Genomic DNA, 14,436 nt, shown 5'->3' on the forward strand with positions numbered 1-14,436 from the left:
CCCCTGTCACCGGGGGCGGCCGCGGACGTTTTCGCGTCCCCGGGCGATGAGCCCGACCCCGACCACCTCCGGAAGCCAGGACCCCATGTTCGAATCCGTCAGCGTCCTCCTCGCCGAGCACGAGGACCTGCAGACGCAGCTCTCCGACCCGGCACTCCACGCCGATGCCGCCCGCGCCAAGAAGGTCAACCGGCGCTACGCGGAGCTGAGCCAGATCAAGGCGGCCCACTCCGCCTGGATCCAGGCCGGCGAGGACCTCGAGGCCGCGCGCGAGCTCGCCCGCGAGGACGAGGCCTTCGCGGAGGAGGTCCCCGAGCTGGAGGAGTCGCTGCGGGTGGCGCAGGAGAAGCTGCGGCGCCTGCTCATCCCGCGCGACCCCGACGACGGCCGCGACGTCATCATGGAGATCAAGGGCGGCGAGGGCGGAGCCGAGAGCGCGCTGTTCGCGGCCGACCTCCTCCGGATGTACCTGCACTACGCCGAGGCGAAGGGCTGGAAGACGGAGATCCTCGACCGCGACGAGTCCGACCTCGGCGGCTACAAGAACGTGCAGGTCGCGATCAAGAGCAACGCCACCGATCCCTCGCAGGGCGTGTGGGCGCACCTCAAGTACGAGGGCGGCGTGCACCGGGTGCAGCGCGTCCCCGTGACCGAGTCGCAGGGGCGGATCCACACCTCGACCACGGGCGTGCTCGTGTTCCCCGAGGTGGACGCGCCCGAGGAGGTCGCGATCAACCAGAACGACCTGAAGATCGACGTCTACCGCTCCTCCGGTCCCGGCGGGCAGTCCGTCAACACGACCGACTCCGCCGTGCGGATCACCCACCTCCCGACCGGCATCGTCGTGTCGATGCAGAACGAGAAGAGCCAGCTGCAGAACCGCGAAGCGGGCATGCGCGTGCTGCGCGCCCGCATCCTGGCCCGCCAGCAGGAGGAGATCGCCGCGGCGGCCTCGGACGCGCGCAAGACGCAGATCCGCACGATGGACCGCTCCGAGCGCATCCGGACCTACAACTTCCCCGAGAACCGCATCGCCGACCACCGCACCGGCTACAAGGCGTACAACCTCGACGGCGTGATGAACGGCGCGCTCGACCCGGTGGTGGAGAGCGCCATCCAGGCCGACGAGGAGGCCCGCCTGGCCGACATCGGCTCCGAGGAGGCGTGACCCTCGTGACCACCGGTGTCGACGCGCGCACCCTCCTCGCGGACGCGGTCGCCCGCCTCGCCGCCGCCCGCGTCCCCACGCCGGACGTCGATGCGGAGCTGCTTCTCGGGCACCTGCTCGGGCTCGGCCGCGGCCGGCTGCAGGCGCGCCTCATCACGGGGTTGAGCGTCGACGAGGAGCACGCCGCGGCGTTCGCGAGCGCGATCGAGCGCCGGTCGGCTCGCGAGCCCCTGCAGCACATCACCGGGATCGCACCGTTCCGCTCGCTCGAGCTCGCGGTCGGACCCGGCGTGTTCGTCCCGCGACCCGAGACCGAGGGCGTCGCGCAGATCGCGATCGACGCGCTCCGAGCGGTCGTCGATCCGGAGCCGATCGCCGTCGACCTCGGCACGGGCAGCGGAGCCCTGGCGCTCGCGCTTGCGCACGAGGTGCCGCACGCGCGCGTGATCGGCGTGGAGAACGCTCCCGAGGCGTTCATCTGGGCCCGCGGCAACCGCGAGCGGCTCGGGCTCGAGAACGCCCGCATCGTCTTCGACGACCTCGCCCGGGCACTTCCCGAGCTGGACGGCACCGTCTCCGTCGTCGTCTCCAACCCGCCCTACATCCCGGCCGCCGCCGTCCCGCGCGACCCGGAGGTGCGCCTGTTCGACCCGCCCTCGGCGCTCTACGGCGGCGAGGACGGCCTGGACGTCGTCCGCTCGCTCTCGGCGACCGCCCTCCGCCTGCTCCGCTCCGGGGGAGTGCTGGTGATGGAGCACGGCGAGCTGCAGGGCTCCGAGATCCGCGCCCTGCTCACCGCCGACGGCTGGCGCGGAGCGACCACGCAGCGCGACCTCACCGGCCGCGACCGCGCGACGGTGGCGGTGCGCTGAGGCGTCGCGGAGCTCCGGCCTGGCCGCCCGAGCCGTCCGATCTCAGTCGTCGAAGGTGATGTCGAGGTAGGGGGTGGTGGTGGATTCGCGGGTCTCGATTCGGACGACGCTGCCTGCTGTTCCCGGGGGGAGGTGGGCTTGGTCGATGCCGAGGGAGAGGGTGGGGGTGGAGGCTGCGGCTTTGGCGGCGAGGGCGTCGGTGAGGTCGGTGGTGCGGGTGGTCTTGGTGGTGTCGACGAGGGTGCTGCCGAGGATGGGGCCGAGGGCGGGGCGGTTGGTGAAGGTGAGTCCCTTCTCGGTCCAGGTGGTGGGGGTGTCGTGGAAGTCGAGGAGGACGGGGGATCCGTTGTCGGTGATGGCGGCGGTGGTGGTGAGGGTGGCGCCGGTGACGGTGCGGCCCTGGAGGGCGCTGAGGTCGAAGCGGAGGTAGCCGACGCGGGTGTAGCTCTGGTCGGTGGTGGTGGAGGCGCTGGTCTTGACGAGCATTCCGGTGATGGCGCCGTAGTTGGTGCCCGCTGATGCTCCGCCCTGGACGTAGGAGTCGGCGGTCGGGTAGAGACGGACCTTCGTCCTGTCGACCACCGTCACCGGAACGCTCGCCGAGCGGATGACGCCGCCCGATTCGACGAGCACGCCGATCATGGCGGTCCCCGCGGTGCGCCCGGTGACCGAACCCGACCGGTCGACCGAGGCGACGGCGGGATCGGAGGAGCCCCAGGTGAGCCTCACCGAGGACGCGGGGAGCGTCCGCCCGTCCGGCCCGGTACCCGTCGCCGAGGCCGCGGCCGTTGCGCCGGCCTGCACCTCGGACGCGGAGATCGCGGCCGTCGCGAACGAGAGGCTCTTGTCCGGCACGTGCACGTGCGCGTCCTCGGTGAAACTGTAGATCCTGACCTCCCGCAGCGCCGTCCAGACGTCCTTCGTGCCGTCCCCGTGACCGACCAGGCGGACGAACCGGGAATCGGAGGGCATCGCCGCAGCGACGGAGGCCCATCCGCCGGTCCCGAGGTAGGACCCGGAGGTACGAGCGGTCCACGTCCGGCCGTCGGGGGAGCTGAGGAGATCGAACTTCGACAGTCGACTGGAGTTGGCGACCCAGGAGAGATCGAGGCGCTCGACCGCCGTGGCGCGCGCGAGCTGCCACGTGATCGAGTTGTCGCCCCACGTGGACCAGTACGTTCCCTCGGTCCCGTCGAAAGTCACCTCCGGTGACCCCGCCGTCGTCCGGGAGGCGACCGCGCTCTCGATCCGGATCGGCCCCGGTGTGAGGAGGACGCGGTAGGTGGTCGGAGTCCTGCCGGGCTCTGTGATGGTGGTCGAGGCCCAGCCGGGAACGGCGGCGGGCGAGGTCGAGGTGACGACCGATCCGGCCGCGGCCTGCGCGGCGACCACGGGCACCGGGCCGGTCGGGTCGACTGCTGCTGTGTAGGCGACGTCGTCGCCCGCGAAGGACGGGAGGGGGGTGCCGCCCACCGTCACGCCGGTGGCCCGGCTCGTCCCGACCGCATCCAGTGACCACGATGACAGGCCGACGACCGGGGCTGCCGCTGCCACGGGGGCGTCGCCGTGGAGCGGGGAGAACTGCACGGCGATCCGGACGCTGTCGGTCCCGGAGGCCGCGATGGTCAGCTTTCTGTCGGCGAGGTTCGAGCTCTGACCGGCCGGTCGCGGTGAGGTGGCCAGGGGAGCGGCGTCCATGACGGAGAACCGGAAGGAGTCGTCGGTGACGATGCGGGCCAGCATCCGTTGGCCGTCGCGGTAGAGGGTGGCGCTGCGGCCGTCGTCCGAGACGTCGATCAGGGCCTCGGTGTTCATGGACCAGAGCGCCTCGACGGGGCCGTACCGCTCGACCTCGTCCTGAACGAGGAACTGGTCGCGTCCGTCGAAGAGCTTCACGCCCCGCTGCCAGGTGGTGCCGCCCGGGAGAAGGGCGGACAGGTCGCTGACCGCCAGCGACGAGGAGGCGTTGGCGTCCGAGCGGACCATCGTCGACCGCCCGGTCGCGTAGGCGGTCGAGCTTCTGAAGGGGTCGACGAGGAGGGTGCTGTGCGCCTCCTGCCTGTTCCGGTAGTAGGTCCACCGGGACTCGCCCTCGAAGTAGCCGGCGAGGCTGTAGTCGTCCCGTCCGAGGTCGGAGGACCACCTCTCGCCCAGAGCGTCGAGGATGAAGGAGCCGGAGTCCTGGTGCTGGTGCCCGCTCGTGGGGCTGCTGGCCGAGCGGAAGCCGACGGAGGTGCCGTCCGCGTCCCAGGACGATCTCATCGTGCTCACGCCGGCGGCTGCGGAGAAGGAGTCCCTCGACGCCCCGGGGCCGGCCGCGGCGGTCGTGGCGGCTTGGTACCAGATGAGCCGCTGCGCATCGCTGCCGGTCTGCTTGCCGCCGACGGAGAGGAAGTCGGCGTTGTCGAACTTCTTCGCCAGGTACAGCTGCGACGGCGGGTTGAGCTGCGTCGAGTCGCTGTCGCCGAAGTCGTACATCTCCTTCGACGCCCCGAGCATCTGCACGGGGAAGTAGCCCGTCGTGCTGACGCCGGGCGAGGCTGCCAGGCCCCAGTCCGTCCCGGTTGCGACATCGAGTGTGCTCAACGCAGAGGCGAGATACCGCGTCGCGTACTCCCAGTACGTCGGCCCCTCGGCGTACCCGCCGTCGGGCCCGAACTGCGCGAGGCCCCGGCGGAGACTGGGGGTCGCGTAGCCGAGGATCCGATCGGAGAGGCCCGCATTGTCCTGCGCCGTCGCGACTGCACCGGCGATCATCCCTCCGTTCGCCACGATGTTCCAGTTGTTGGTGACGACGGCCCAATTGCCGCCGTGCGCATAGGGGCCGGAGGTGTTCGCCGGCGCGGAGTAGACGGGCACGGACGGCTGGAGGCCGAGCCGTTGGATGGCGGAGCTCAGTGTGCTCCGCTGGGAGGGTGTCCAGCGGGCGTAGAGCCAGTCGTAGCCGATGGCCATCCCCTGCGTCATCTCGGCGGTGTCGAGGAAGTGATCCGGATTCCAATCGGCGAACTTCGATGCCGCGTCGAGATCGAGCCAGAGCCGGTCCGCGTAGGCGGGGGACCCGGTCACCAAATAGCTGATGCCCAGAGTCCGGGCGCGCTGGACGAGGGTCTGCGACGTCTCCAGGATGCGGATGCCGTCCGGAGAGCTCCGCTTCAGAACCGGTTCAGTGAGCATCCGGTCGGCCTCCGCGCGGACGCGGTTCCATACGGCGGTGACGGCGGGATCGGACGACACCGACGCTCGCAGATCGACGACCGACTGCTGGTCGAGCTCGAGCCTCGGGTGCGCCGTCGTGACGTCGGCGGCCGTGGGGCCCGTGCCCGCTGCGGCTGCGCTGCCGGCCGGTGACACCGCGCCGAGAACGGCCAGCAGAGCGATGACCGAGGACACCGCGAACGCCTTGCCGAAGCGGAGGAACCGCCGGCGCGAGGAGGAGGACCGGTCCGGCCGTCGGTGAGAGCGGTCGTGCAGGGGAGTCGCTTCAGGGGCGTCGAGCATGATGGCGCGTCCTCCCGGGATTGCCGATGCGGTGCGCTTGCGACGGTATCCACGGTGAGGAGCGATCGGGCCGGACTGACGAAGCCTCGAGGCCGGTGACCCTCGAAAGGGTAGGAGGAGACGCGGGTCGTCCGCTCCGGGTACGGGCTCAGCGCTTCCGAGCGCGGAGCAGGAAGACGATCTGGACGATGAGGACGGTGAGCTCGGTGACGACCTCGGCGGCCAGACCTCCGGGCGCGCCGAAGGTCCGGGACAGCAGCCAGATGAGCACCGGCCCCGTCGCCGCTCCGACGAGCGCGCTGTTGCGCAGCGCCTTCAGGCGACGGAGAGCGACCAGGCCGAGACCGCCGGTAGCCCGCGACACGCAGGTGATGGCGATGACCCCTCCGCAGAGAGCGGTGATGGGGAGCGGGAGGGTGATCTCCCCGCTGAACAGGATCTGAGCCGCGAAGCCCCCGAAGAAGGCGAAGCCGGTTCCGGCGACGAGCCCGAGGACGGCGTTGGCGCCGACGGCGCGCGCGATGCGGCGGAAGCGGTCGGCATCGGATCCGGGCGCCCCGACCCATGCCTGCAGCGCGTTGGGAAAGGCGGCGAGCAGCGCCAGCACCAGGCGCTGGAGCCGCTCCGCGGCGGAGAAGACGACGAGAGCTCCCGGCGAGGCCGCTCCGACGATCGCCACCGGCAGGGCGATGTAGGCCGCGCTGGCCAGTCGTCCCTGGAGGGCGACGTTCTGCGCGCGGACAGCACGGAGGATCCGGCGCGGGCCCAGAGAGCGCAGGAACCCGAGTCGGCTCCCTGCAGCGGACCAGCCGAGGACCGGAGGCACGATCGTACCGACGGCGAGTAGCAGCGGGTAGACCGCCAGCGGCGCTCCCGCGGCACTGATCAGGAGCACGGTGAGCCCGTTGGCGGCCAGTCTGGGCAGAGCGTCGAAAAGCAGGATGTTCCGCGGCTGGCCTGCGCCGATGAAGAACCACGCCGGCGACAGCGTGCTCAGTGCGATTGCGACGGCGATCCACGCGGCCGCGACCGGATCCGCCGGCGCGAGCAGGCCGGTGACGATCACTACGGGGACGACCAGCGGCAGGAAGACGAGGACTTTCGTCGCCGTGGCCAGAGCATAGGTCTGCGATCGAGCCCGCCGCCCCATCCGGGCGATCCGCTGGGGGCCGTTCAGGCCCCAGCCGAGTTCGACGACGACCGCTGCGGCGGACCCGATGGACTGGGCGACGGCGACGGACGCCCACGCCGTCGCTCCGAAGGAGCTGGTGATGGAGGGGATGACGATCAGCGGGCTCAGGGCGCTGATCAGAGGGATCAGGACGAAACCGAGGAGGCGAAGGATCGGCTTCGAGCGCCGCGGACCGTTCGGAGCGGCTCCCCGCATCTACTTCTCCACGAGACCGTGGAGACCCACGATCATCGCGGCGACGTGGGGTCGGCGGCGGGACAGCTCCGCGACCGAGGCGGCGACTCCGCGCGGATCGCGGGCGCTGAGGGCGCCCCGCAGCATCTGCGTGGCGACGAAGTCTCCGTAGGCGCGGGAGTCCAGGGCGTCGCCGTGGCGGGCGAGCCAGGCGGCACTCGCGCGCCAGTCCGCCGTCTTCGAGATCGAGGCGGCGGAACCCTGCTGGACGTGCACGAGAGCGAGGGGGACGTAGGTCATCCGCGCGTCGGCCGCAGCCCACCGCGCGACGAGGTCCCAGTCCTGGTGCTTCTTCATCGAGGGGTCCCACGGGTGCTCGTCCAGGAGGCGCCTGCTCGCGAGCAGGGAGCTCGTCTGGATGTACCCCGTGCCGTGCTTGAGGCTCGGACGGGCGACGAGATAGGACGCGACGGACTGACCCGCCGCGAGCTCGCGCGTCGGCAGTCGGCGCACGCCGTCGCCCGACTCGTGGAAGTAGGTGGCGGTGTAGCAGAGATCGGCCGAGGACTCGGAGAGCGCCTTCACCTGGCGAGCGAGCTTCTCCGGCTCCCACCAGTCGTCGTCGTCGAGGAACGCGACGTGCGAGGTCTCGGCCGCTCGGGCTCCGGTGCTGCGGGCGTTCGCCCCGCCGGTTCTGCCCGCCGTCACCAGGAGGACCTCGTCCTCGAGAAGACTCCGTACGTGGTTCTCGCGGGAGGGGTCGTCGAGGACGACGACCGTCCGGCCTCCAGCGCCCGTCTGTCCGCGCACCGACTGCAGAGCGCGGGCGAGCGCAGGCCTGCCGAGGGTCGGGACGACGGTGGTCACGTCGCGGGTGGTGAGGCTCATCGGGTCCCCGCTCCGCGGAGCGTGTTGCGGAGGATCAGTCCGGCCAGCGCGAACGGCTCCACGAAGTACCGGGTGCAGAGGCGCCGCGGATCGTGCAGGAACCTCCACGCCCACTCCAGGCCGACCGAGCCGAGCCAGCGCGGACTCAGCTCGACAGCGCCTGCGATGTAGTCGACGGCCCCGCCCACGGTGGCGATGTACGCGTCGGGGAGGTCGTCCCAGTGCTCGTCCAGGAATCGCTCCTGCTTCGGCATCCCGAGGCCGACGATGAGGAGGGTCGGCGCGTGGCTGCGGATCGCGTCGACCACCGACTCCTCGTCCTCCCGTGCGAAGTACCCGGACATCCCGGCGACGTCGTCGACGGCACGCGCCCTGCTCCAGGCGCTGACGGCCGCGGCGTTGATCTCCTCGGTGCCGCCGAGGATGAAGACCCGGCGGCCGGGCGAGCGCGTGTCGGACCAGAGCGCGTGGATCCAATCGGTCGACCCGATGCGCTCCTCGGTCGTGACCCGGCGCTTCAGGGAGGCCAGGGCCAGGACGGGCCACCCGTCGATCACCGCGATGTCGCTGCGCTCGTAGAACCTGCGGAACCAGGCGTGCTTGAGGTGGAGGTAGCTGCTGTGCAGATTGTGGTTGAGGATCAGCGTCGGCCCGGAGGGCTCGCTCGACACGAGGTCGGCGACTCCCGCAGCGGTCATCGGAGTGACCTTCACGGAGAGAAGGGGGACCTGGACGGCTGCCGGTCGTTCATGCACGGTGGGTGCTCTTTCTGATCAGTGCCTTCTGGACAGCGGTGTCGAGAGTGTCGGCTGTTGCTTCGGGGGAGAGAAGAGTGGTGAACCTCGCCTGGAGCGCTGCTCCCAGCTGCTCCTTGTCGGCGGTTCTGATCGCTGCGAGGACGCCGACGGGATCCGACCAGTCGGTGACCGGCAGGAAGGCTCCGGCCGCGAACTCCTCGATCGGCGGGGTCGGCGTCGCCGCCACGGCAGTCCCGAACACGGCCGCGTCCACGAGCTTCGCGGGGAGCTGGTAGAGCGCTGCCGGGCTGCGGATGTCCATGGGGAGGACGAGCACGTCCACGTCCGCGTAGATCTCGGACAGCGGTGTCGTTGGAGGCCGCATGACCCACTGCGCCGCCACATCGGAGGGCGGCGTCCATGACTGGGCGAAGGTGACGATGCCGACGTCCGGATCGGCCCGCAGCAGGGCGTTCAGAGTGTCCGCGCCCTTGTAGCTGCGGACGGTCCCGATGAAGCCCAGAGTCAGACGGCCGTCGGTGGAGGGCCCGCGCGGCCGATCACGCGTCGTCGACACCCGGGTGTGGGGGATGACCGCGGACGCGTCACCGAGATCGAAGCGCTCGGCGTACACCCCGCGGAGTCCCGCGCTCGAGAAGGTGACGAGGCCGGCGTCGCGCGCGATCCTGGCCTGGCTCCGGCGGAGCCGGGACGGAGCCTTCCGGCGCAGCGGATTCGCCTTCGCCCGGTTGAGGAGGGACTCGGATCGGAAGGCCTCCATGATCGAGACGTCGTCGTCGTCGAAATCCGCGACCACGACTGTGTTCGGGATGCGGGAGAGGCGCCGAGCCAGACGCGGCAGGGGGTCCGTCCCCTTCGAGAACCAGACGATGGTCCTCCGCTCCGACGCTGACGCGCGGACGTCCCGCTCGATGCGCGCCAGATCCCTCCGACCGAAAGGAACGACCTCCGCAGGGAACTGTCTCGCTCCGGCCCAGAGCTCCCCGTCCTCGAAGGCGAGAACCCGCACGCGTCCGAGCTCAGCCGCGGTGAGCGCCATGCTCAGCGCACGGCCCAGGGAGTTCGTCTTCGTCGAATCGCCGATGACGAAGGTCTCGGTGTCGATGATCTCAGGCATGTGAGCTCCGATCGGCTGGTCTGGTGCGGTCTGGTCGGGCAAGGGGGAGCGTGCTGTCACCGCGAGGAGCGGGGGAAGGTCCTCACGCGGGTGCGGTCCCCTCCGCGCTGAGGACTCGGCGTCCCCCGCCGCGTCGGAGGCGGTTCCGCTTCGCGGGGCGGAGCCGGGCGGGCGAGCGCGATCAGGTCCGGCGGCAGCGTCAGCGAGATCACGAAGACGCTCACTGAGACGACCCACGTCATCAGGTCGAAGGAGAAGGCCATCGCGAGCATCACGGCGACCTGGGCCCGGCCGAGGCGGTCGGAGCCGATCCACGCGCCCCCCATCGCCAGCACCATGAGGGCGAGCCCGATGCCACCGCTGATCGCGAGCGTCCAGATGAAGTGGTTGTCGATGACCAGGAAGCCGTCCTGCTGCAGCAGGCCCTGCGCGAAGATGCTCAGCTCCGAGAAGAAGCCGCTGCCGATCGCTCCGGTGGGAGAGCCGCGGTGCAGGAGCTGATCCGCGCTCGCCCATCCTTCGAGGCGGTGGCCGAAGGAGTCCGAGGTGGCCGCCTGAGTCGCGACGGCCGAGAGCCCGAAGTCGCCGAGGAAGATCGCGACTCCCGCCCCGATGACGATCAGGACGTTCTTCACCCGCGTCCGGGTGTTGGGAGCGAAGAAGAGGTAGACGACGAAGCCGATGGCCGCTGCGACGAACGCACTGCGCGTCCCCGAGAGGACGAGGCCGGCGACCGCAGCAGCGAGCGAGACGAGCCGGACCGTTCGGGACAGCTTCGACCCGAGAGCGAGGATCAGGAAGAAGCCGAACATCACGATGAGCGAGAAGATGATCGGGTGGCCGGTCGTGCCCTGGATCCGGATCAGGCCGGGGAGGAACGGGTTGTACCGGATGACGGGAAGACCCGCCGTGGTGAGGTTGCGGTAGCCCCAGACCGGCTCGGGCAGGACGGTGAGCTCGGCGATGCCGACGGCGACCTGCACGAGGACGGTGAGCGCCGTCCAGCGCAGCAGCGGCACCAGGTCCTGCTCGCCGAGGCGGGACACGACGGGGAACAGCAGCAGCGGCACCGCGATGAGGGCGAGGACGGTCGCCGGGGAGCTCGAGGAGATCAGGAGGCTCACCCCGGTCGTCCAGACGAACCAGGCGAGCAGGAGGAGCCGCGTGCGCTTCCTCGGCCGCGTCCGCTCGCCGAACGCCCAGGCCAGGATCAGGAACACCGCAGCGACGCCCGTCGAGGCGTAGCGGACGGCGTCCGGAGCGGAGGTGCTCGCGCCGATGCCGAGGACGAAGATCGAGAGGCCGACGGCGTAGCCGCGGAGGCCGACGGCGCGCCGCGGGAAGGTGACGACCAGGAACAGCAGAGCGAGGGCGGCGGCGACGATCAGCATGCGGCACGCCCCGTCCCCCGGAGTCCGGCGGCGCGCGGATTCCGGTGACGGAGGCAGGGCGATCCGGCCGAGGCCACTGGTCCCCGGTTCCGCGCAGCGGCCGACCTCGAGTACGGTCCGGTCACGCTGTCCGCACCGCGTACTTCTCCTCGGTGGCGGCCTTTGCGGGGCGCCACCAGTCCTCGTTGGCGCGGTACCAGTCGATGGTGGCGGCGAGTCCGGCGTCGAAGTCGGTGTAGCGGGGGCGCCAGTCGAGTTCGGTGCGCAGGCGGGTGGAGTCGATGGCGTAGCGGAGGTCGTGTCCGGCGCGGTCGGTGACGTGGTCGAAGGCGTCCTCGGGTTGTCCGAAGGCGGTGAGGATGCGGGTGACGACGTCGAGGTTGCTCTTCTCGCCGTCGGCGCCGATGAGGTAGGTCTCGCCGATCTCGCCGCGGTCGATGATGGCCCAGACGCCGGTGTTGTGGTCGTCGACGTGGATCCAGTCGCGGACGTTGGCGCCGGTGCCGTAGAGCTTGGGGCGGATGCCGTCGATGGCGTTGGTGATCTGGCGGGGGATGAACTTCTCGACGTGCTGGTAGGGGCCGTAGTTGTTGGAGCAGTTGGAGATCGTGGCGCGCACGCCGAAGGAGCGCACCCAGGCGCGCACGAGGAGGTCGCTGGCGGCTTTGGTCGAGGAGTAGGGGCTGGAGGGGTTGTAGGGGGTGTGCTCGGTGAAGCGCGCGAGGTCCTCGAGCTCGAGGTCGCCGTACACCTCGTCCGTCGAGATGTGGTGGTACCGCACGTCGTGCCGGCGCACCGCCTCGAGCAGGGCGGCGGTCCCGAGGATGTTCGTCGCCAGAAACGGCGCCGGATCCTCCAGGGAGTTGTCGTTGTGCGACTCCGCGGCGAAATGCACCACCAGATCCGACTCCCGGACCAGCCGGTCGACGAGCGGGGCGTCGGCGACGTCGCCCTCGACGAAGGTGATCCGGTCCGACACCGGCGCTACCGAGCGGAGGTCGCCGGCGTAGGTGAGCTTGTCGAGCACGGTGATCCGGACGTCGGGGCGCTCGCGCAGGGTGAGGTGGACGAAGTTGCTGCCGATGAAGCCGGCACCGCCGGTGACGAGGATCCGCACGAGTGCTCCTACTGGTTCGAGGAAGGGACGAAAGGCGTCGGACGCCCGGGTCGCGATCGACGACACGGGCGGACTCCGGTGGGCGCTCAGACGGAGGATGATCCCCGCGCGAGAGCGGGCAGCTGCTGGAGGTAGGCGCCGTATCCGCTCTTGACCAGCGGTGCGGCGAGCTCGGCGAGGCGGGTGTCGTCGATCCAGGAGTTGCGCCAGGCGATCTCCTCGATGCAGCCGATCTTGAATCCCTGCCTCTGCTCGATCACGCGCACGAACTCCGTCGCCTCGATCATGGAATCGAAGGTCCCGGTGTCGAGCCAGGCCGTTCCCCGATCGAGCACCTGGACAGTGAGAGCACCGGCCTCGAGATACCGCTCGTTGACCGTCGATATCTCCAGTTCGCCGCGCGCGGACGGCTTGATGCTCTTGGCTATCCCGATCACGGAGTTGTCGTAGAAGTAGAGGCCGGGCACGGCGTAGTTGCTCCGCGGCTGCTCGGGCTTCTCCTCGATGGAGACGGCTCGGAAGTGCTCGTCGAACTCGACGACTCCGTAGGCGCGCGGGTCGGCGACCTGGTAGGCGAAGATGACGGCGCCCTCGATCGTGGTGTTCGCCGCGAGGGCGGTGCCCAGGGCGGTGCCGTGGAAGATGTTGTCGCCCAGGACCAGGGCGACCGACTCGTCGCCGATGAACTCCTCGCCGATCAGGAACGCCTGCGCGAGCCCGTCGGGGGAGGGCTGCACGGCGTACTCGATCCGCATGCCCAGGCTCGACCCGTCGCCCAGCAGTGCGCGGAACTGGTCGTTGTACTCGGGGGTCGTGATCACGAGGACCTCGTCGATCCCGGCCATCATCAGCGTCGACAGCGGGTAGTAGATCATCGGCTTGTCGTAGATCGGCATCAGCTGCTTCGAGATGCCCTTGGTGATCGGCCACAACCGCGACCCCGAACCACCCGCGAGGATGATGCCCCTCACAGATGAAGCCCTCTCGACACAGGAGCGGCGGAGGCACGGAGCGGTTCCTGAGCGGAGCAGGTCCCGCCGGCGGCGGCTGCCGGAGGAGAGGAGATGAGCACGGGCGTAACCGTAGCAAGGTCACGTTTCGCCGAAATCACAGGAGGCCCCGTCAGGCCCTGTTTCGGCCTCTGGAGCGTCCCCCGGAGAGGGTAGCTGGAGAAGGAGAATGAGTCACCGACGGTTGCTCTGCCTCTCCGCGTCTCATTCCTGCTTCTGTGGGGAGTGCTTCTCCTCTCTCATTCCTGAGCGGAGTACTTCTCCTCGGTGGCGGCCTTCGCGGGGCGCCACCAGTCCTCGTTGGCGCGGTACCAGTCGATGGTGGCGGCGAGTCCGGCGTCGAAGTCGGTGTAGCGGGGGCGCCAGTCGAGCTCGGTGCGCAGGCGGGTGGAGTCGATGGCGTAGCGGAGGTCGTGTCCGGCGCGGTCGGTGACGTGGTCGAAGGCGTCCTCGGGTTGTCCGAAGGCGGTGAGGATGCGGGTGACGACGTCGAGGTTGCTCTTCTCGCCGTCGGCGCCGATGAGGTAGGTCTCGCCGATCTCGCCGCGGTCGATGATGGCCCAGACGCCGGTGTTGTGGTCGTCGACGTGGATCCAGTCGCGGACGTTGGCGCCGGTGCCGTAGAGCTTGGGGCGGATGCCGTCGATGGCGTTGGTGATCTGGCGGGGGATGAACTTCTCGACGTGCTGGTAGGGGCCGTAGTTGTTGGAGCAGTTGGAGATCGTGGCGCGCACGCCGAAGGAGCGCACCCAGGCGCGCACGAGGAGGTCGCTGGCGGCCTTGGTCGAGGAGTAGGGGCTGGAGGGGTTGTAGGGGGTGTGCTCGGTGAAGCGCGCGGGGTCCTCGAGCTCGAGGTCGCCGTACACCTCGTCCGTCGAGATGTGGTGGTACCGCACGTCGTGAGCGCGCACCGCCTGCAGGAGCGCGAAGGTGCCGATGACGTTCGTCGCGAGGAAGGGCGTCGGGTCGTGCAGGGAGTTGTCGTTGTGCGACTCCGCGGCGAAATGGACCACCAGATCCGCGTCGGCGACCAGCCGGTCCACCAGCTCGGCGTCGGCGACGTCGCCCTCGACCAGCCGCACTCGGTCGGCGACGGGGGCGAGGGAGTCGCGGCTGCCCGCGTAGGTGAGCTTGTCGAGCACGGTGATCCGCGCGTCGGGACGCTCGCGCAGGGTGAGGTGGACGAAGTTGCTGCCGATGAAGCCGGCACCGCCGGTGACGAGGATCCGCACGGGTTCTCCTGGAGGT

General features: G+C 70.2%; 11 protein-coding genes. 2 read left to right on the plus strand and 9 right to left on the minus strand.

The window, feature by feature from the left end; genetic code table 11:
* Positions 1-85: 85 nt before the first annotated feature.
* Together prfA and prmC are read left to right on the plus strand one after the other, a co-directional pair.
* Complete coding sequence (gene prfA, locus C5D36_RS00945) at positions 86-1,168, plus strand: peptide chain release factor 1 (protein ID WP_104232724.1); 1,083 nt, start codon at positions 86-88, stop codon at positions 1,166-1,168.
* Positions 1,165-2,040 carry a peptide chain release factor N(5)-glutamine methyltransferase gene (prmC, locus tag C5D36_RS00950; protein WP_104294993.1) on the plus strand — a complete coding sequence of 292 codons (876 nt, stop codon included), beginning with the start codon at positions 1,165-1,167 and terminating at the stop codon, positions 2,038-2,040. The genes prfA and prmC overlap by 4 nt, the downstream gene beginning before the upstream one ends.
* Before the next feature lie 42 nt (positions 2,041-2,082).
* Here the strand turns inward: prmC and C5D36_RS00955 are convergent, their stop codons facing one another.
* From C5D36_RS00955 to rfbB (C5D36_RS00995), 9 genes are all read right to left on the minus strand, one after another.
* The gene (locus C5D36_RS00955) at positions 2,083-5,541 is read right to left on the minus strand and encodes a DNRLRE domain-containing protein (RefSeq protein ID WP_104294994.1); all 3,459 of its coding nucleotides are present in this window, start codon (positions 5,539-5,541) and stop codon (positions 2,083-2,085) included.
* Between the two features lie 148 nt (positions 5,542-5,689).
* Entirely contained in the window at positions 5,690-6,928 is a 1,239-nt protein-coding gene (locus tag C5D36_RS00960; RefSeq protein WP_104232721.1) for a hypothetical protein, read from the minus strand.
* The gene (locus C5D36_RS00965) at positions 6,929-7,795 is read right to left on the minus strand and encodes a glycosyltransferase family 2 protein (RefSeq protein WP_104232720.1); all 867 of its coding nucleotides are present in this window, start codon (positions 7,793-7,795) and stop codon (positions 6,929-6,931) included.
* Positions 7,792-8,493: a WecB/TagA/CpsF family glycosyltransferase gene (locus C5D36_RS00970; protein WP_146087854.1), complete on the minus strand. Its 702-nt coding sequence runs from the start codon at positions 8,491-8,493 to the stop codon at positions 7,792-7,794. Before C5D36_RS00970 ends, C5D36_RS00965 begins: the two co-directional genes overlap by 4 nt.
* Before the next feature lie 49 nt (positions 8,494-8,542).
* Positions 8,543-9,670, minus strand: a complete 1,128-nt coding sequence (locus C5D36_RS00975; RefSeq protein ID WP_104232718.1) for a hypothetical protein — start codon at positions 9,668-9,670, stop codon at positions 8,543-8,545.
* A gap of 56 nt (positions 9,671-9,726) precedes the next feature.
* Positions 9,727-11,061 carry an O-antigen ligase gene (locus C5D36_RS00980; RefSeq protein ID WP_104232717.1) on the minus strand — a complete coding sequence of 445 codons (1,335 nt, stop codon included), beginning with the start codon at positions 11,059-11,061 and terminating at the stop codon, positions 9,727-9,729.
* Between the two features lie 121 nt (positions 11,062-11,182).
* Entirely contained in the window at positions 11,183-12,178 is a 996-nt protein-coding gene (gene rfbB / locus C5D36_RS00985; RefSeq protein ID WP_104232716.1) for a dTDP-glucose 4,6-dehydratase, read from the minus strand.
* Between the two features lie 86 nt (positions 12,179-12,264).
* Positions 12,265-13,149 (minus strand): glucose-1-phosphate thymidylyltransferase RfbA, encoded by an 885-nt coding sequence (gene rfbA, locus C5D36_RS00990; protein ID WP_104294995.1) that lies wholly within the window; start codon positions 13,147-13,149, stop codon positions 12,265-12,267.
* A gap of 278 nt (positions 13,150-13,427) precedes the next feature.
* Positions 13,428-14,420 carry a dTDP-glucose 4,6-dehydratase gene (gene rfbB / locus C5D36_RS00995; RefSeq protein WP_104232714.1) on the minus strand — a complete coding sequence of 331 codons (993 nt, stop codon included), beginning with the start codon at positions 14,418-14,420 and terminating at the stop codon, positions 13,428-13,430.
* Positions 14,421-14,436 lie beyond the last annotated feature (16 nt).

It is taken from the genome of Rathayibacter sp. AY1C6 (genome assembly GCF_002931535.1).
Classification (GTDB): Bacteria; Actinomycetota; Actinomycetes; order Actinomycetales; family Microbacteriaceae; genus Rathayibacter.